The 17167-nt window shown below is 73.7% G+C and carries 14 protein-coding genes and 1 pseudogene; 9 read left to right on the top strand and 6 right to left on the bottom strand.

From position 1 onward, the window contains the following. Positions 1-53 precede the first annotated feature (53 nt). The gene (locus tag ACIRRS_RS21955) at positions 54-539 is read right to left on the bottom strand and encodes a universal stress protein (protein WP_402973101.1); all 486 of its coding nucleotides are present in this window, start codon (positions 537-539) and stop codon (positions 54-56) included. 172 nt (positions 540-711) lie between these two features. Further along, a complete protein-coding gene (gene kdpB, locus ACIRRS_RS21950; protein ID WP_402973099.1) occupies positions 712-2922 on the bottom strand; it encodes a potassium-transporting ATPase subunit KdpB in 2211 nt (736 codons plus the stop codon). Positions 2923-3226: 304 nt separating this feature from the next. Here kdpB and ACIRRS_RS21945 point away from each other — a divergent pair, with 304 nt between their 5' ends. The 3 genes from ACIRRS_RS21945 to ACIRRS_RS21935 all read left to right on the top strand — a co-directional run bounded on the left by ACIRRS_RS21945 (position 3227) and on the right by ACIRRS_RS21935 (position 5453). Continuing rightward, entirely contained in the window at positions 3227-3409 is a 183-nt protein-coding gene (locus ACIRRS_RS21945; RefSeq protein WP_402973097.1) for a hypothetical protein, read from the top strand. 26 nt (positions 3410-3435) lie between these two features. Then, positions 3436-4773: a diaminopimelate decarboxylase gene (lysA, locus tag ACIRRS_RS21940; RefSeq protein WP_402973095.1), complete on the top strand. Its 1338-nt coding sequence runs from the start codon at positions 3436-3438 to the stop codon at positions 4771-4773. 101 nt (positions 4774-4874) lie between these two features. Further along, positions 4875-5453, top strand: coding sequence for a hypothetical protein (locus ACIRRS_RS21935; protein ID WP_402973093.1), 579 nt, complete (start codon positions 4875-4877; stop codon positions 5451-5453). Between the two features lie 1043 nt (positions 5454-6496). On the opposite strand, the pseudogene ACIRRS_RS21930 reads toward ACIRRS_RS21935, so the two are convergent. Further along, positions 6497-6589 (bottom strand): annotated as a pseudogene (locus ACIRRS_RS21930) (DUF397 domain-containing protein); the annotation flags it as partial. 299 nt (positions 6590-6888) lie between these two features. Here ACIRRS_RS21930 and ACIRRS_RS21925 point away from each other — a divergent pair. The 6 genes from ACIRRS_RS21925 to ACIRRS_RS21900 all read left to right on the top strand — a co-directional run bounded on the left by ACIRRS_RS21925 (position 6889) and on the right by ACIRRS_RS21900 (position 13345). Further along, entirely contained in the window at positions 6889-8229 is a 1341-nt protein-coding gene (locus tag ACIRRS_RS21925) for an ABC transporter substrate-binding protein (RefSeq protein WP_402973091.1), read from the top strand. Continuing rightward, on the top strand, positions 8226-9146 hold the full coding sequence (locus ACIRRS_RS21920) for a carbohydrate ABC transporter permease (RefSeq protein WP_402973089.1): 921 nt from the start codon (positions 8226-8228) through the stop codon (positions 9144-9146). The genes ACIRRS_RS21925 and ACIRRS_RS21920 overlap by 4 nt, the downstream gene beginning before the upstream one ends. After that, positions 9143-9973, top strand: coding sequence for a carbohydrate ABC transporter permease (locus tag ACIRRS_RS21915; RefSeq protein WP_402973087.1), 831 nt, complete (start codon positions 9143-9145; stop codon positions 9971-9973). Before ACIRRS_RS21920 ends, ACIRRS_RS21915 begins: the two co-directional genes overlap by 4 nt. Before the next feature lie 2 nt (positions 9974-9975). Beyond that, the gene (locus tag ACIRRS_RS21910; RefSeq protein WP_402973085.1) at positions 9976-11700 is read left to right on the top strand and encodes a glycoside hydrolase family 36 protein; all 1725 of its coding nucleotides are present in this window, start codon (positions 9976-9978) and stop codon (positions 11698-11700) included. Between the two features lie 23 nt (positions 11701-11723). Further along, a complete protein-coding gene (locus ACIRRS_RS21905) occupies positions 11724-12779 on the top strand; it encodes a LacI family DNA-binding transcriptional regulator (RefSeq protein WP_402973083.1) in 1056 nt (351 codons plus the stop codon). Positions 12780-12865: 86 nt separating this feature from the next. Continuing rightward, positions 12866-13345, top strand: a complete 480-nt coding sequence (locus ACIRRS_RS21900) for an isochorismatase family protein (protein ID WP_402973081.1) — start codon at positions 12866-12868, stop codon at positions 13343-13345. Positions 13346-13351: 6 nt separating this feature from the next. Here the strand turns inward: ACIRRS_RS21900 and ACIRRS_RS21895 are convergent, their stop codons facing one another. The 3 genes from ACIRRS_RS21895 to ACIRRS_RS21885 form a co-directional block, all read right to left on the bottom strand. Beyond that, entirely contained in the window at positions 13352-14440 is a 1089-nt protein-coding gene (locus ACIRRS_RS21895; protein WP_402973078.1) for a hypothetical protein, read from the bottom strand. A 55-nt stretch (positions 14441-14495) separates the two neighbouring features. Beyond that, entirely contained in the window at positions 14496-15665 is a 1170-nt protein-coding gene (locus tag ACIRRS_RS21890; RefSeq protein ID WP_402973076.1) for a serine hydrolase domain-containing protein, read from the bottom strand. A gap of 175 nt (positions 15666-15840) precedes the next feature. After that, the gene (locus tag ACIRRS_RS21885; protein ID WP_402973073.1) at positions 15841-17049 is read right to left on the bottom strand and encodes a serine hydrolase domain-containing protein; all 1209 of its coding nucleotides are present in this window, start codon (positions 17047-17049) and stop codon (positions 15841-15843) included. Positions 17050-17167: the final 118 nt, after the last annotated feature.

Here is a 17167-nt window from a genome sequence, read left to right as displayed (position 1 = left end):
GGCCTGAGCATGCCGACCCGAGCATGCCGGCCCGAGCGCGCCGCAGGGCTGCTTCAGCGGGCCAGCAGCGGCAGCGGGGCCCCGGTCCGGGCGGGCAGTTCGAGCCGGGTCAGCAGCGCGGAGGGGGAGACCTCCACCACCCGGCAGCCCGCCCGGTGCCGGCAGTGCCGGGCGACGGTGCTGTGCCGCAGCCGGTCGAGGCGCCGGCGGGTGGCGGTGCCGATGACCAGCAGGTCCTCCGGGCCGGTGACGGTGGCGACGAGGGCCGGGCCCGGTTCGGCGTTGACCACCACCGGGTGGATGACCAGCCCGGACGGGAAGCCGCCGTAGGCCTGCTCGAAGGCGATGTCCAGGCGCCGCCGGGCGGCGTGCTCCAGCTCGGACAGCGGCCGGAGCCCGTCCCGCTCGCCCGCCGTCCACGCGGCGACCGGCACCAGGACGGCCTGGTGGCGGGCCGCCTCGCCGACGGCGTGGTAGAGGGCGGCCAGGCTGCTCAGGGATCCGCTCAGGCCGACGATCACTCGGGTCGTCCCGCTCATGGCCGTTCGCCTCCGTCTCTCCGGCGGGCACGCCGGTGTGCCTGCTCCGGTTCGGGTGCTCCTCGCTTCGGATGCCTCCAGTGAACCCCGGAACCGCCCCGTCCGTACCGGCTCTGACACCGTCATGACGCCGTCCGCGCACTTCTTGACGGCCTCCTGACAGCCGTGGGGATCACCCCAGCCCGGGCACGAACTGGATCAGCAGGTCGATCGCCTTGATGCCTAGGAACGGCAGGATCAGCCCGCCGAGCCCGTACACCCGCAGGTTGCGCCGCAGCAGGTCGGTGGCCGAGGCGGGCTGGTAGCGCACGCCGCGCAGGGCGAGCGGGATGAGGGCGACGATGATCAGCGCGTTGAAGACGATCGCGGAGGCGATCGCCGAGGTGGGGCTGTGCAGGCCCATGATGTTGAGGTGGTGCAGCCCGGGGTAGGCGTGGGCGAACATCGCGGGGATGATCGCGAAGAACTTCGCCACGTCGTTGGTGATCGAGAAGGTCGTCAACGCCCCCCGGGTGATGAGGAGTTGCTTGCCGACGCGGACGATGTCGATGAGCTTCGCCGGGTTGGAGTCGAGGTCGACCATGTTCCCGGCCTCCTTGGCGGCCGGGGTGCCGGAGTTCATCGCCACGCCGACGTCGGCCTGGGCGAGGGCGGGGGCGTCGTTGGTGCCGTCGCCGGTCATGGCGACCATGTTCCCGGCGGCCTGCTCGCGGCGGAGGTGGGCGAGCTTGTCCTCGGGGGTGGCCTCGGCGAGGTAGTCGTCGACCCCGGCCTCCTCGGCGATCGCCCGGGCGGTGAGCGGGTTGTCCCCGGTGACCATCACCGTGCGGATGCCCATCCGCCGCAGCTCGGCGAAGCGCTCCGCGATGCCCTCCTTGACGACGTCCTTCAGCTCGACCACACCCAGCGCCCGCGCGCCGTGCCGGTCGTGGACGGCGACGAGCAGCGGGGTGCCGCCGGCGGCGGCGATCCGGTCCACCAGCGGTTCGGCCTCCATCGGCATCCGTCCGCCGCCGTCCACCACCCAGCGGGCGACGGCGGAGGCGGCGCCCTTGCGGATCAGGCAGCTCGCGCCGTCCGGCCAGCTGAGGTCGACGCCGCTCATCCGGCTGTGCGCGCTGAACGGGACGGGCCGCTGCTCGCCGAGCTCGCCGGGTTCCCTCGGCGGCACCCAGTACTGACGGTTCGTCAGCTCCACGAGCGAGCGCCCCTCCGGGGTCTCGTCCGCGAGAGAGGCCAACTGGGCTGCCTCGGCCAGCTGTTCAGTGGTCGCGCCCGGCAGCGGGTGCAGGGCGACGGCCCGCCGGTTGCCGTACGTGATGGTGCCGGTCTTGTCGAGCAGCAGCACGTCCACGTCCCCGGCGGCCTCGACCGCGCGGCCGGACAGGGCGATCACGTTGCGCTGCACCAGCCGGTCCATCCCGGCGATGCCGATGGCGGAGAGCAGCGCGCCGATCGTGGTCGGGATGAGCGCGACCATCAGCGCCACCAGCACGATCGTGGTCTGGGGCGCGTGCGCGTAGATGGCCATCGGCTGGAGCGAGACCACGGAGAGCAGGAAGACGATGGTGAGCGAGGCGAGCAGGATGTTCAGCGCGATCTCGTTGGGCGTCTTCTGCCGGTTCGCGCCCTCGACCAGGGCGATCATCCGGTCCACGAAGCTCTGCCCGGGCCGGGAGGTCACCCGGATCACGAGGTGGTCGGAGAGCACCCGGGTGCCGCCGGTGACGCCCGTGCGGTCGCCGCCGGACTCGCGGATCACCGGCGCGGACTCCCCGGTGATCGCCGACTCGTCCACGGTCGCGACGCCCTCGACCACCTCGCCGTCGCGGGGGATCGCCTCCCCGGCGGGCACCAGCACGATGTCGTGCAGCATCAACTCCTCGGCGGGCAGCACCTCGTGGCGGTGGTCGCGGGTGCCGACGCGCCAGTGCAGCAGGCGTCGGGCGGTGGTCGCGGACTGCGCGCGGCGCAGCGACTCGGCCTGCGCCTTGCCCCGGCTCTCCGCCACGGCCTCGGCCAGGTTGGCGAACAGCACCGTCAGCCAGAGCCAGAAGGAGATCACCCAGGCGAAGACGCTCGGGTGCAGGACGGCGGTGAGGGTGGTGAGCGCCGAGCCGGTCTCGACCACCATCATCACGGGGTTGCGGAGCATGGTGCGCGGGTGCAGCTTGCGCACGGCGGCGGGCAGTGCCTCGGTCAGCTGCTCCCGGGTGATGAGGCGGCGGCGGCCGGTCGAGGGGCCGGGCCGGTGGCGGGGTTGCTGCGGTGGCTCTGCCGGTGAGGGCTCCGGGCGTCGGAACCAGTTCTGCCGGTCTTCGGTGGTGGCATCCGGTGTGGCGACCGGTGTGGCATCCGGTGGGGTGAGGGCCGAACGGCGCATCGTCTCGGGGACCTTCCGGGCCGCCCGCGTCGCCGGTACGGGCGGGGGCGGCGAGTTCGGTGTCGACGGGGACGGCCCTCAGCCCACCACCCGTCCCACCCGCGCCATGCCGGTATTGACGCGCGCTTGGCGTCCGGCGGGCGATCCTTGACAGTTCCCTGACATGGGGATGAGTGGCATGTCAGGAGGCCGTCAAGGTACGCCCCCGATGCGTAGGCCGTGCGTCAAGGCCCGGTCCGGGGCGGCCCCGGGCGCGTTCCACTGGGAGAGAAGGCCGAACGCCCCCGCGCCCCAGGAGCCCGCCGTGACCACCGCCACCGCCGTCATCGACATCGACACCGCCCGCCCGTCGGGCCGCGCCGTCCGCCTCGTCACCCCGGGCGAGGGCGCCCCCGAGCCGCCCCGTCCCGCCCCGGCGGCCGCCGACACCGACCGGGCCCGCACCCGCCCGGCCCACTGCCGCATCGCGATGCACTTCGAGGACTGACCACCACCTCCCCGGGAGACCCCGACATGACCCAGCTCATCACCCAGGACGAGACCCGTACCGACGCCCTCGGCGGCCCCTGGCCCGCCTCCGCGCGCCCCGGCCCCGGCGGCGACGTGCTGGTCGGCGGGGTCGGGCTGGCGGAGGCCGCCGAACGGTTCGGCACCCCGCTGTACGTCCTGGACGAGGCCGAGGTCCGCGCCCGCGCCCGCGCGTACCGCCGCGCCCTGCCGCACGCCGAAGTCCTGTACGCCGCCAAGGCGTTCCTGTGCAGCGCGATGGCCGACTGGGTGGCCGAGGAGGGCCTCGGCCTGGACGTCTGCTCCTCCGGCGAGCTCTGGCTGGCCGTCTCCGCCGGCTTCCCCGCGCACCGCATCCTGCTGCACGGCAACGCCAAGTCCCCCGAGGAGCTGCGGCTCGCCCGCCGCCTGCGGGTCGGGCGGATCGTGATCGACGGCCCCGCCGAGATCGCCCGCCTGGCGGCCCTGGTCGCCGCCGACACCCCGCAGAAGGTGCTCGTGCGCGTCGTCCCCGGCATCGCCGCCGGGCACCACGCGGCGGTGCGCACGGGCGTCGGCGGCCAGAAGTTCGGCTTCCCCATCGAGGGCGGCGACGCGGCCGACGCGATCGCCCGCGTCCTCGACCAGCCCGGCCTGGAACTGGCCGGCCTGCACTGCCACTTGGGCTCGCAGATCACCGACACCGAGCCGTTCCTTCAGGCCGTCGACGCGCTGGTGCGCCTGCTCGCCCAGGTCCGCGACCGGCACGGCGTCGAACTGCCCGAACTCGACCTCGGCGGTGGGCACGGCATCCGCTACCTGCCCGGCGACGGGGAGTTGGACCTCGCGGAGTTCGCCGTCCGCCTCACCGACCGGATCGCCGTGCGCTGCGCCGAGCACGACCTGGAGGTGCCGCGCCTGATCGTCGAGCCCGGGCGGGCGATCGCCGGACCGGCGGCCGTCGCCGTGTACCGGGTGCTCTCCGTGAAGCACACGGCGGACGGGCGCTGCTTCGCGGCCGTGGACGGCGGCATGAGCGACAACCCGCGCCCCGCGCTGTACGGTTCGCCGTACTCCGTACGCCTGGTGGGCCGCCGCTCCGAGGCGGGCGCGGCCCGGGTCGACGTGGTCGGGCGGCACTGCGAGGCCGGCGACGTCCTGGTGCGCGACGCGGTGCTCCCGGCGGACCTTCGCCCCGGCGACCTGCTGGCCGTCCCGGCGGCGGGCGCGTACCAGCTGTCGATGGCCTCGGGCTACAACCTGGTGGGCCGTCCGGCCGTCGCGGCGGTGAGGGACGGGCGGGCACGGCTGCTGCTGCGCCGCGAGACGGTGGAGGACTTCCGGCTGCGGGAGGTCGGGCGGTAGAGTCAGTTCCGTTTTCCAACTGTTGCGGGATCGGGACTGAGCCGTCGGTAAATGCGGATCGGGCTGTCACACAAAAGCATTACTGTCTGACCATGATTCGAATGACCCGTGTGTGTGCCGTCGCGCTCGTCGGTGCCTCCGCGCTCCTGCTCACTGCCTGCAACAACGACTCGTCCTCCTCGAAGGCCGACAACGCCGCGCCCACCACGGCCGCCGCAGCTCCCACCACGCCTGCCGCTGCCGCACCGACCACGCCCGCCGCCGCGGCCCCGACCTCGGCCGCCCCCAGCGCCGCGGCCCCGGCGGCCGACGGCGCGGCCGACGGCGCCAACACCGTGACCGTCACCGGCCCCAGCGGTGGCACCTACTCCTTCGGCGAGGGCGCCTGCCTGGGGGACAAGGCTGCCGGCGGCAAGCTGGTGCTGACCGCGTCGCACAAGAGCGGGAAGAAGGGTGGCGTCATCGTCACCTTCGACGGCGCGGGCAAGATGAGCATGGTGCTGACCCAGGGCGAGGGCGCCGGCGCCACCGTCTGGACGGCGCAGGGCGACGTCGGCTCCGGCGCCACCCGCACCGCGACCACGGTGAAGTTCACCAACCTGCCGGCCGCCCAGCTGCTGGGCGCCCAGGGCAAGGCCAGCGGCTCCTTCACGTGCAGCAGCGAGGACGGCCTGCTCTGACGGTCGCCCGCGCAGCGTGAGAAGTCGGCCCGTCCGACTTCTCACGCTGTTGTCGTGGTAGCCGTGGCTGGAACAAGTGGAAACCCGGGGCAGGCCACCCGAGCGCAGAGAGTACCCAGCCCGCGGGCCCTCTCCGGAAACGCGCGGCGACGGCGGCCCCGGCCAGAGATGGCCGGGGCCGCCGAAACCACAGCCAACCCGCTCGCCGCTGCCACCCCGCGTCCTGCGGGTGCACGAGAAGTCGGCCCCACCGACTTCTCGTGCACGGATCACCACCCCAACCGCACCCCTGAGGCACCCACAGAATGCGAGGCTGCGGCCTCCACCCCCCAACCACCTCGAAGCGCCGCCGCCCCGGCTCCGCAACCGTCCACTGGGCTACTGGGCTACCGGGATCGTCACCGCCACCATCAGGGCCCGGGGTTCGTTCACCGCCACGTGTCTCGGGGGCATTCCGACCTGTCGCCCCTGATGTGCCACAGGGCTCTTGTCCCGTCGCCCGCCGGAACCCTCCGGCGGGCGACGAAAGGGAACTGCATCGATCCCGGCAGGACCGCAGGATTCCTCATCCCGCGCAGGAAGTCGGCTTGGCCGACTTCCTGCGCGGAACGGGTGGACCGGGGCGAGGAGAGGCTGGTTGCGGCTTCGGCGAGGGTGCTTGGGCGGGCCTGGGCGCTGGCACTCGGGCCCCCAAAACTGGATTCCTGCAGTTTTTGGGCGGCCCGGCCAACACGTGGCCGGGCCGCCCGAAGACAAGGGTTGGGCCCGTTGCCGGGGTGGTGATCCGTGCACGAGAAGTCGGCGGGGCCGACTTCTCGTGCACGGGATTGTGGGTGCGCAGGGGAGTGGGGCGGGTTGGCGGACGGATGAGCTACTTCGCCAGCAGAGTCGCCCCGTCGACTTCTCGCACGGTCATGGGGGACGGGACGGAACTGCTCGGAATCCTGGCGGGGTTCGGGGCCAACGGTGGGGACGGCCGCGTGTGCCCGGAGTGGTAGGGCGAGTTGAGGTCGGCCCTCCCGGATTCCGGGAGGGCCGACCGGTCAAACAGAGGCGATCTCGTCGGCCTTGACGGCGGAGATGAAGCGGGACCACGCCTCGGCGGGGAAGGTGAGGATCGGTCCCTCGGGGTCCTTGGAGTCCCGAACCTACGTGCGTCGGGCGGCTCCCGAGTGACCGGGTGGCGGTGCTCCTGTCGATCGATCCCTGTCGAGCGATCAGGAAGACCGCCGCGCGCCCGGCTGGTAACGGAACGATTGCGGAGCCCGCCCTCCCCGTGCCGAGGTCTTGACGGCACGGGGAGGGCGGGCGTTTGCTGTTCCCCGCTCGTTGGAACCTGTTTGGTTCTGCTCTGTTTTGTGCATTTGAACGTTCAAATCCGCGAGCGCCACCCCATCCCCCTTGCCTCCGGCGCCGTCCCATCGAGAGGAATGCAATGTCACACCTTTCACGACGCGATCTGCTCCGCGCCTCAGGAGCGGGCCTGCTCACCCTCGCCGGAGGCGGGGCCCTCGCGGCCTGCGGCTCCGGCTCGGGGAACGCCACCGGCGGGGACGCCGACACCGGCACCGTCACCGTCTGGTCCTGGGCCACCGCCGCCGACGCCCTGCGCGGCATCGTCCCGGCCTTCGAGAAGGACAACCCCGGCATCAAGGTCGACGTCCAGGACATCGGCGAGCCCGCCATCTGGGACAAGATCACCGTCGGCATGGCGGCCGGCGGCCAGGGCCTCGGCGACGTCCTGCACATCGGCTGCGACTACCTGCCCGGCTACCAGGAGAAGTTCCCCGGCGGCCTCGCCGACCTCAGCGCGCTGGGCGCCGACGCCCACAAGGACAAGTTCACCAAGGGCCTGTGGCCGGTCGTCACCGGCAAGGACGGCCACGCCTACGCCCTGCCCTGGGAGGTCAACCCGCTCGGGTTCTTCTACCGCAAGGACTACTTCGACAAGGCCGGGATCGACCCCACCGTCCTCGCCACCTGGGACGACCTCATCGCCGTCGCCGACCGGTTCAAGGCCGCCAACCCCGGCGTCGCCGTCATCGGGATCAACAAGGCCGCCAACCCCACCCCGGACCTCGACTTCCTCCAGGGCCTGATGCAGCTCCAGGGGGCCTTCTACTTCGACCTCCAGGGGAAGATCACCGTCGGCTCGGAGGCGGCCGTGCGCGCCCTGGGCATCATCAAGCGGCTGGACGGGGCCGGGCTGGTCGGTGACACCCCCGGCGTCCAGAACTGGGTGCCCGTGATGAAGGCCGGCAAGCTCGGGGCGGCCGCGATGCCCGCCTGGGTCGCGCACTACCTCGAGAAGAAGTTCCCCGACCAGAGCGGCAACTGGCGCCTCACCAAGCCCCCGGCGGTCACCCCGGGCGGGAAGCGCACCGCCCTGGTCAACTCCACCCACCTCGCCGTCGCCGCCTCCAGCCCGCGCCGCCGCGCCGCCTGGAAGTTCGTCGAGTACGCCGTCACCCGCCCCGCCTCCGTGAACGCCATGTTCACCGCCGGCGGCGTCTTCCCCGCCCTCACCGAGGCGCTGTCCGACCCGCTGTACTCCGCGACCAGCGCCTACTACGGCGGCCAGCCGGTGCTCAGGACCTTCGCCGACCTCGCCCGCGACGGCGGCGACCCCACCAACTACTCCAGCGACTACGCCCGCGCCCTCAAGCTCGTCAGCGACGCCCAGGTCAAGGTCCTGCTCAAGGACGCCGACCCGGCCGCCGTCCTCCAGGACGCCGCCAAGCAGCTCGCCCAGCAGACCGGGCGCGGGATCGCATGAGCGTGAGCACCGCCGTCCGACCCGGCCGCCTCGCGAAACGGCCGCCCCGGCCCCGCCGGTGGCGCCGCACCGCCCTGCCGTACCTGCTGCTCGCCCCGGCCCTGCTGACCTTCGGCCTGTTCAAGGCCTACCCGGTCCTCGACTCGCTGCGGCTGTCCTTCACCACCGGCGCCGGCGCCGCCACCCGTGACGCCGGCCTCGACAACTACCGCCGCCTGCTGGACGATCCGCTGTTCTGGACGGCCCTGCGCAACACCGGCGAGATCCTCCTCGTCCAGGTCCCGCTGATGCTCGGGCTCGCGCTGCTGACGGCCGTCGGCATCAACTCCCTCTTCGTGCGCGGGCGTACGGTCTGGCGGCTCGGCGTCTTCATGCCCTCCGTCACCGGCCTGGTCGCCACCGGCGTGATGTTCGCCTACCTGCTCAAGACCGACGACGGCGTCGTCAACCGCCTGCTGAGCGCCGTCGGACTGCCCTCCGTCGACTGGATGGGCCAGCCCTTCTGGGCCCGGATGGCCGTCGTCCTGGTGCTCACCTGGCACTACACCGGCTACAACGCCGTCATCTATCTGGCCGGCCTCCAGTCGATCCCCGCCGAGCTGTACGAGGCCGCGATGGTCGACGGCGCCGGACCGATCCGCCGCTTCGTCTCCATCACCGTCCCCGCGCTGCGCCCGCTGCTGCTGTTCACCGTCGTGCTCTCCACCATCGGCACGCTCCAGCTCTTCGACGAGCCCTACGTGCTCACCGGCGGCGGCCCGGACAACGCCACCCTGACCGTCTCCATGTACCTGTACCAGAACGGCTTCCGGTACTTCGACTTCGGCTACGCCTCCGCCGTCGCCTACGCGCTCACCCTGATCGTCTCGGTGCTCGGCGCGGCCCAGATGCGTCTGATGGGGGAGCGCGAGCGATGACCCGACTCAAGAAGCTGCGCGGCTGGCCGCTGACCTTCCTCCTGGCCGGCGTCACCGGCCTGTCCGTCGCCCCCTTCTACTGGCTGGTGGTCTCCGCCACCCGCAAGGACACGGAGGTCTTCGACTGGCCGCCCGCCCTGCTGCCCGGCGGCAGCCTCGGCGAGAACCTGAGCCACCTCCAGGACAAGATCGGCCTGCTCCGGGTCGTCGGCAACTCCCTGCTGGTGGCCGGAGTCCAGACCATCGGGGCGCTGGTCGTCGCTCTGCTCGCGGGCTACGCCTTCGCCAAGTTCCGCTTCCGCGGCCGCACCCTGCTGTTCGGGCTGCTGCTCTCCACCCTCGTGGTGCCCGAACAGGTGGTGCTGGTACCGCTGTTCACGATGATGACGGACTTCGGCCTGCTCAACACCTACCAGGCGCTGATCCTGCCCGGCCTGTGCGTCCCGTTCGCGATCTTCCTGATGCGGCAGTCGCTGAGCAGCCTGCCGGACGAACTCCTGGACGCCGCCCGGGTCGACGGCGCGGGCGAACTCCGCGTCCTGTTCAGCGTGGTGGTCCCCGTCATGCGGCCGGTGCTGGCGGCCCTGTCCATCTTCCTGTTCCTGGGCTCCTGGAACCAGTTCGCCTGGCCGCTGATCGCCCTGCGCAGCCCCGACATGCACACCCTGCCGGTCGCCCTCGCGACCCTGCACGGCAACAAGAGCAACACCGACTACGGCGCCATCCTCTCCGGGACGGCGCTGTCCACCCTGCCGATGGTGGTCCTCTTCCTGGTCCTCCAACGGCAGTTCATCTCCGGCCTGCTGGCCGGCGCCACGAAGGGCTGAGCATGACCGAGGTATGGGAACCCCACGCCCCCACCACCGCCGGCGGCCTGCGCCCGCTCCCCGCCGAGGGCCTGGACCTGCGGGTCAGCGGCAACGGGACGACCCGCGCGGTGGCCGAGGGCGTCCTGGAGGTGACGGCCGCGGGCGCCGGGGACGTACGGATCGAATGGCGCCTCCCCTGCGTCGACGCCACCGCCCTCTGGACGCCCGAGCCGCGCGGCACCGGCTGGCTGCCCGCCTCCTGGAGCGCCCCGCGCCGCACCGGACCGGCCCTCGGGGCGCCGATCGCCGCGCTGGTCGGCACCGGGGACGTCGCGCTCTGCGCCTTCGCCGCCGGCCGTCCGGACGTGCTGGTCGGGGCCGGAGTCGTCGAGGAGACCGGCGAGTTCCGGTTCTGGGCCCAGGCCGCCGACCGGCTCACCGTCCGGATCGACACCTCCCGCCGGCACTTCGGACGCGCCCTGGCCGACCTCGCCGCCTGGTGGGGCGAGGGCCTGACGCTCGACATCCCCGAGGCCGCCCGCCGCCCCGCCTACTCCACCTGGTACTCCATGCACCAGGACGTCTCGCCCGAGGGCGTCGAGTTCCAGGCCGCGCTCGGCAAGGAGCTCGGCATGGACGTCGTCATCGTGGACGACGGCTGGATGACCGCCGACCGCACCCGCGGCTACGCCCACTGCGGCGACTGGGAGCCCGTCTCCCTGCCCGGCACCGCCGACCACGTGCAGCGGGTGCACGACCTCGGCGTGCGCTACCTGCTCTGGTACGCGCTGCCGTTCATCGGCAAGGACAGCGCCGCCTACCGGCGGATCGGCCACCACGCCCTCGCCGACGTCCCCCACATGGGCGCCGTCGTCGCCGACCCCCGCCACCCCGAGGTCCGCGCGTTCCTCACCGACCGGCTCGCCCGCGCCGTCGAGGAGTGGGGCATGGACGGCCTCAAGATCGACTTCGTCGACTGGTTCGCCCGAGCCGCCGAGCGCGAGGACGTCCCGGAGGCCGGCCCCGGCGCGGACTGCGCGAGCGTCGACGAGGGCGTCGAGCGCCTCCTCGCCGCCGTCCGCGACCGGATCACCGCCGCGAACCCGGAGGCGATGATCGAGCACCGCCAGCCGTACGTCGGCCCCGGCCTGTGGCCGTTCGTCACCATGATCCGCGCCACCGACTGCCCGCTCAGCCCGCAGGAGAACCGGCAGCGGACGATCGACGTGCGGCTCGCCGCCGGGCCCGTCCCGGTCCACGCCGACATGCTGATGTGGCACTCCGCCGAGCCGCCCGAGCAGGTCGCCTGCCACCTGATCAACGTGCTGTTCTCCGTCCCGCAGATCTCCGTCGACCTCGCCGCGCAGAGCGAGGGCCAGCGCGAGGCGATCGCCTTCTGGCTCGGCGTCTTCCGCGAGCACGCCGCCACCCTGCAACTCGGCGAGCTGCTCCCGGCCCGCCCCGACCTCGGCTACCCGATGGTCGTCGCGCGCGGAGCCGACACCGTCGTGGTGGCCCGCTACGCCGCTCTGCCGGTGGACGCCTCCGGCGACGGCTGGCGTACCCTGCTGGTGGCCAACGCCGACACCGACCCGGACGTCCGGCTCACCGGCGCCCACGGGGCGGCCACGGCGACCGTGCGGGACGCCCGCGGGCGCGTCCTGAGGCAGGGCGAGGTCGACCTGGGCGGGGCGGAGGCGATCCCCGTGCCGCGCGGCGGGCTGCTGACCCTGCACCGGCGCTGACCGCACGACCACCGGAGGACGGGATGCCCGAGGGACCGCACCGGCCGCAGCGCGGCGCCACCACCATCGAGGAGGTGGCCCGCGCGGCCGGGGTCTCCCGGCAGACCGTCTCCAACGCGATCAACGCACCCCACCGCGTCCGCCCGCAGACCCTCGAACGGGTCACCGCCGCGATCCGCGAACTCGGCTACCAGCCCGACCAGTCCGCCCGCTCCCTGCGCAGCGGCGCCCGGCGCGTCCTCGGCTACCTCGCCCCGGTGGGCGACCCCCTCGACCCCAACCCGCTGATGGCCGGCTTCCTGGAGGCGCTGGTCGACGCGGCCGGGGCCGAGGGCCAGCGGGTCCTGCTCTGCCGGCCCGCCCCGTCGGCCGCGATCGACGAACTCGTCGCCTCCCGCCAGGTCGACGGGCTCGTGGTCGCCGACGTCCTGGAACGGGACCCGCGGATCGCCCACCTCGCCGGGCTCGGCGTCCCCTTCGTCAGCTTCGGCCGCACCGGCCCGGGGGAGCCGCAGCACTGGGTGGACATCGCCAACGAGGCGGCGATGTCCACCGTGGTACGGCACTTGGCGGCGCAGGGCCACCGCCGCATCGGCTACCTCGGGGTGCCCTCCGCCCCGCCCTGGATGGCCGCCCGACAGGCCGGCTTCCTCGCCGAGGCCCACCGCCTCGGCCTCTCCCCGGCCCCACCGGCCTCCACCGTCCCCGCCGTCCGCGCCCTGCTGCGCGGCCCCGACCGCCCGACCGCCTTCGCGGCGGGCAACGACCTGCTGGCCCTCGACGTCTACGAGGCCGTCCGCGCCGAAGGCCTCACCGTCGGCCCCACCGCCACCGCCATCGCCGTCACCGGCTTCCACGACACCCCCCTCAGTCGCCACCTCCACCCCCCACTCACCTCCGTCCGCCTCCCCCTCCGCGCCATCGCCACCGCCCTCATCGCCCGCCTCCTCCCCCAGATCCGCGGCGAGGCCCCACCGACGACCGGCCTGGAACTCCCCACCGACCTGATCCCCCGCGCCAGCAGCGCCGCACCCCAGGCGGGTCCTGAGCGGCACCGAGCCGGGGCTCCGTTCGGGTGAACTGTCGGGTGGGCGCTTCGTCTACGCTCGGTCAACGCGTCAAGCTGGGCCCGCCATTCACCTCCGGAGAGGGAGAGAGCCTGCCGATGACGCGTGCGCTGATCGTGGTCGACGTGGAGGAGGAGTTGTGTGGGGGAGGGGCGGAACGGGCCGGGGCCATCGCCGAGTTGATCCGGGGGCCGGAGCGGGAGGGGTGGGCGCGGGTGATCGCGGCTCTGGGGGTGGGCGCGGGGCGGGGTGCGTACGGGCGGGTGGTGGACGAGGTGTTCTCGACCGGGGGCAACTCCGGTTCCCCCAGCGGGTTCGAGGGGTTCTCCGAGGACGGCACCCCGCTCGCCGACTGGCTGCACGACCGGGGCGTGGACGCGGTGGACGTGGTCGGGCCCGCCGTGGACCACGGCGTCCGGGCGACGGCCCTGGATGCCGTACGGGCGGGTTTCGCCACCCGGGTGCTGCTCGACTACACGGCCGGTCTCGCCCCACGCAGCACCCGGGAGGCGATCGACGAACTGCAGGACGCGGGCGTGGAGTTGACGGGGAGACCGGTCATGGCCGCCGCCATCTGAGGAGCGTCACCCGTCGAAGCGGTGCCATTCGAAGCCGTGCGCCGACAGCGGCGTCAACACGGCCCGGTGAAGTGCACCGAAGGTGACGACCGCCTCCTGCTCGTCCCCGGTGACGCGCGCGATCAGCCCGGGCGCCACGTGGAACCGCACGGCGCCGTACGCCGGCAGGTACGGGCCCAGCGGGACGGGCCGCAGCATCCGCAGCAGTGGCGCCACCCGCTCGTTCGGCGCGCTGAGCGCCCAGGCCTGGTACGGCGCGGAGTTGACCGCCTCGTACAGGGTGAACTGCAGCAGGAAGCGGCTGAGCGGCTCCGCCTCGACCTCGCTCTCCGGCTCCCCGTACGGGTCCTCGGTGTGCCACACCCGGGGGTCGGCCTTGGCCGGGCCCTCCGGGGGCCACGGGACGGACCAGTCCATCCCGCCGCCGAGCCACTCGGCGAACACCAGCCGGCCCCCGAGCGGCCCGGAGGCCCGGCGCGGGCGCTTCAGCACCGGGTTGCCGAACCGCAGCAGGGCCGGGCGCCGCCGCGCCAGCCGGTGGAAGGCGGCCAATGCCGGTGGCACCGGCCCGAGTTCGGGCTCCTCGGCAGGCGGCTGCTCGGCCGGGAACCAGCCGAGGGCGAAGGCTTCGAGCGCCCGCAGCGGCTGCGCCTCCACCTCGTCCACCCAGTCGACGGCGGGGGTCGGCCCGGGCGCGGGCACGGGCCGTACGAGGTCCAACAGGGCGCGGCCGAGCGGCTGTTCGAACTGCAGCCGGACGTGGGAGATCGCGGGCGCGGCGGACTCGGTCCGTGCGGCGATCGCCGCGCCGAGCGGGAGGCAGGCCCCGTCGAGCCGGGCGTAGACGTGGATCGGCCGCTCGGCGGGGTGGACGAACCGCGTGTGCAGCCCGTCGACGGGCGCGCCGGTCAGCAGCACCGTGCCCGCGTCCTGCACGCCGTCGAGCCCGGGGCGGTCCCCGGGCTCGACGAGGACGACGGTGGCGTCGTCCCCGGCCGCGATCAGCGCCGAACCCAGGTCGTACCGCTGGGCCCCGGCCCCGGCGGCGGCCAGGGCGGCAGCCTCGGTGGTCGGGGACGGATGCGTCTGTGTCATGCCCAGCAGGGTAGCGCCGCGCCGGGAGGGGGGTTGACAGGGCGGCGGCGCGGGGTCATCTCGTGGGGCCGCAGGCCGCCGTGGCGAGGAAGGCCGTGACCGCGCCCTTGGCGGCGCCGGGGTCGGTGTGGTCGTACGGGTTGTACGAGAGCGTGAACCGGCGGTGCCCGTCGGCCGATCCGGCGAGCATGGTCGAGTAGCCGGGCAGGTCGCCGCTGTGGCCCCAGAACGCGCCGCACGGGGTGTCGAACCGGGCGAGCCCCAGCCCCCACGCGCGGCCCGGTCCGGCCTCCACCGTCCGTGTCATCTCGGCGAGTTGGGCGGGCTCCAGGAGCTCGCCGCCGAGCAGGGCGGCGATGAACCGGTCGAGGTCGGCGGCGCTGGAGATGCCGCTCCCGGCGGCGGAGAGGACGGACGGGTCGAGCTCGGTGACGTCCACCGGGCCGGTGGAGAGCTTGACGTACCCGTGCGCGTGCGGCCCGGGGAGCCGGGTGGAGAGGCCCGGCATGCTGGTGTCGCGCAGGCCGAGCGGCTCGACGATCCGCTCCTCGACCTCCTCCTGCCAGGGGTTCCCGGTGACCTTCTCGACGATCATCCCGGCGAGCAGGTAGTTGGTGTTGGAGTAGTGCCAGCCCTGCCCGGGCGGGAAGTACGGGGCGCGGGTGGTGGCGAGGGCGAGCAGGTCGGCGGACGTGTAGGTGTGCCAGCGGGGCCCGGCCAGCCAGGCGCGCCACTGGTCCTCGGTCTGGGGGTCGATGCCCGGGGCGTCGGTGTAGTTGAACAACCCGCTGGTGTGGTTGAGCAGCTGGCGCAGGGTGATGCCGCCCCCGTTCGGCACGGCGCCCGGCAGGAGGTGCTCGACCGTGTCGTCGAGGGAGAGCCGCCGCTCGCCCGCGAGTTGGAGGACGACGGTGGCGACGAGGGTCTTGGTCACGCTGCCGATCCTGAACCGGGCGCGCGCGGGGACGGGCTCGCCGGTGGCCAGGTCGGCGACGCCCGCGCCCCCGCGCCAGATCGTCCGCCCGTCCTGGCGGACCTCGCCGAGGGCCGCCGAGGAGCCGGTGTCGACGACGCCCTGCAGGGCCTGCTTCAGGGCGGCACGCTCGGACGCCCGGGGAACGGGTGCCGCCTGGCCGGTCGCCGCGCTCGTGCCGAGCAGGGCGGCGGCGGCCAGCAGCGCGGCCGTGGAGCGCAGGGCGAGCCTGCGGGTGCGCGCACGGGGCATGGGGTGCTTCCCTCCGGGAGGGGCCGGCGCCGTTCGCCGCCCTGGAGTCGAGCCTGCCGCCGGGGTGCGGTCGGGGCCATCGCCCCGAGGTCCCGCACCCCGTCGTCCCCGGGGCGGGTTTGCCCCGCCCGTGACCATCCCTCGGGCGGACGGCACGCGGGCGGCTGTCGGGGGTTCACCCGGTGGGGCCGCAGGCCGCCGTCCGGAGGAAGGTGGTGAACGCCCGCCGGCCGCCGTCCGCGTCGGTGTTGTCGTACGGGTTGACCGAGAGCGAGAACTGGCGCCGCCCGTCGGCCGATCCGGCGACCGCCGTCTCGTACCCGGGCGCCCCTCCGGTGTGGCCCCAGAACACTCCGCAGGGGGTGTCGAATCGCATCAGCCCCATGCCGTACCCGCCCCCGGGTGCACCGGGTGTCAGCCGCTCCATCTCGGCGAGCTGGGCGGGCTCCAGGAGTTCGCCGCCGACCAGGGCGGCGACGAACCGGTTGAGGTCGGCGGCCGTGGAGATGCCGCGCCCGGCGGCGGAGGTGACGCTCGGGTTGAACTCGGTGATGTCCACCGGCCCGGTCGAGAGCTTGACGTACCCGTGCGCGTGCGGCCCGGGCACCCGGGGCGACACGTCGGGCACGGTGGTGTCGCGCAGGCCGAGCGGCTGGATGACGCGCTCGTCGACCTCCTGCTGCCAGGTGGTCCCGGTGATCTTCTCGATGATCATGCCGGCGAGCAGGTAGTTGGTGTTGGAGTAGTGCCAGCCCTGTCCGGGAGGGAAGTAGGGGGCCCGGGCGGTGGCGAGGGCGAGCAGCTCGGCCGGCTGGTACGTGTGCCAGCGCGGCCCGGCGAGCCAGGTGCGCCACTGCTCCTCGGTCTGGGGGTCGATGCCCGGGGCATCGGTGTAGTCGACCAGTCCGCTGCTGTGGTTGAGGAGTTGGCGCAGGGTGATGCCGCCCCCGTTCGGCACGGCGCCGGGCAGGAGGTGCTCGACCGTGTCGTCGAGGGAGAGCCGCCGCTCGCCCGCGAGTTGGAGGACGACGGTGGCGACGAAGGTCTTGGTGACGCTGCCGATCCTGAACCGGGCGTGCGCGGGGACGGGCTCGCCGGTGGTCAGGTCGGCGACGCCGGCCCGACCGCGCCAGAGCGCCCGCCCGTCCTGGCGGACCTCGCCGACGGCTGCCGTGGCGCCGGTGTCGACGAAGGCCTGAAGCGACTTCTGCAGAGCGGTCCGCTCGGATGTCTGAGCAGCGGATGTCCGAGCAGTGGACGTCTCAGCAGCGGAGCCCTGCGGCACGGGCGCCGCCTGGCTCGCCGCCGTGCCGGTGCCGAGCAGGGCGAAGGCGGCCAGGAGCGCGGCCGCCGAACGGCCGCCCAGGGCGCGGGTACGGGACATGGGCATCTTCCCTCCGGGAGGGGCGGCGCGGGTCGCCGTCCCGGAGTCGAGCCTGACGGCGGGCACCCCGCACGGGCAACGGGACAAGACACCGCACCTCACCCTTCTCGGGCGTCCC

This window comes from Kitasatospora sp. NPDC101183 (assembly GCF_044767945.1).
Lineage (GTDB): Bacteria > Actinomycetota > Actinomycetes > Streptomycetales > Streptomycetaceae > Kitasatospora.
Note: the sequence above shows the minus strand (reverse complement) of the source record. Positions and strands in the feature narration are given on the sequence as shown.

Excerpts from the sequence above, each read along its gene's own strand:
- ACIRRS_RS21885 (WP_402973073.1), bottom strand. The coding sequence starts at position 17,049 with ATGTCCCGTACCCGCGCCCTGGGCGGCCGTTCGGCGGCCGCGCTCCTG.
- ACIRRS_RS21905 (WP_402973083.1), top strand. The coding sequence starts at position 11,724 with ATGCCCGAGGGACCGCACCGGCCGCAGCGCGGCGCCACCACCATCGAG.
- ACIRRS_RS21935 (WP_402973093.1), top strand. The coding sequence starts at position 4,875 with ATGACCCGTGTGTGTGCCGTCGCGCTCGTCGGTGCCTCCGCGCTCCTG.
- ACIRRS_RS21925 (WP_402973091.1), top strand. The coding sequence starts at position 6,889 with ATGTCACACCTTTCACGACGCGATCTGCTCCGCGCCTCAGGAGCGGGC.
- ACIRRS_RS21895 (WP_402973078.1), bottom strand. The coding sequence starts at position 14,440 with ATGACACAGACGCATCCGTCCCCGACCACCGAGGCTGCCGCCCTGGCC.
- ACIRRS_RS21890 (WP_402973076.1), bottom strand. The coding sequence starts at position 15,665 with ATGCCCCGTGCGCGCACCCGCAGGCTCGCCCTGCGCTCCACGGCCGCG.
- kdpB (WP_402973099.1), bottom strand. The coding sequence starts at position 2,922 with ATGCGCCGTTCGGCCCTCACCCCACCGGATGCCACACCGGTCGCCACA.
- ACIRRS_RS21910 (WP_402973085.1), top strand. The coding sequence starts at position 9,976 with ATGACCGAGGTATGGGAACCCCACGCCCCCACCACCGCCGGCGGCCTG.
- ACIRRS_RS21915 (WP_402973087.1), top strand. The coding sequence starts at position 9,143 with ATGACCCGACTCAAGAAGCTGCGCGGCTGGCCGCTGACCTTCCTCCTG.
- ACIRRS_RS21955 (WP_402973101.1), bottom strand. The coding sequence starts at position 539 with ATGAGCGGGACGACCCGAGTGATCGTCGGCCTGAGCGGATCCCTGAGC.
- ACIRRS_RS21900 (WP_402973081.1), top strand. The coding sequence starts at position 12,866 with ATGACGCGTGCGCTGATCGTGGTCGACGTGGAGGAGGAGTTGTGTGGG.
- lysA (WP_402973095.1), top strand. The coding sequence starts at position 3,436 with ATGACCCAGCTCATCACCCAGGACGAGACCCGTACCGACGCCCTCGGC.
- ACIRRS_RS21920 (WP_402973089.1), top strand. The coding sequence starts at position 8,226 with ATGAGCGTGAGCACCGCCGTCCGACCCGGCCGCCTCGCGAAACGGCCG.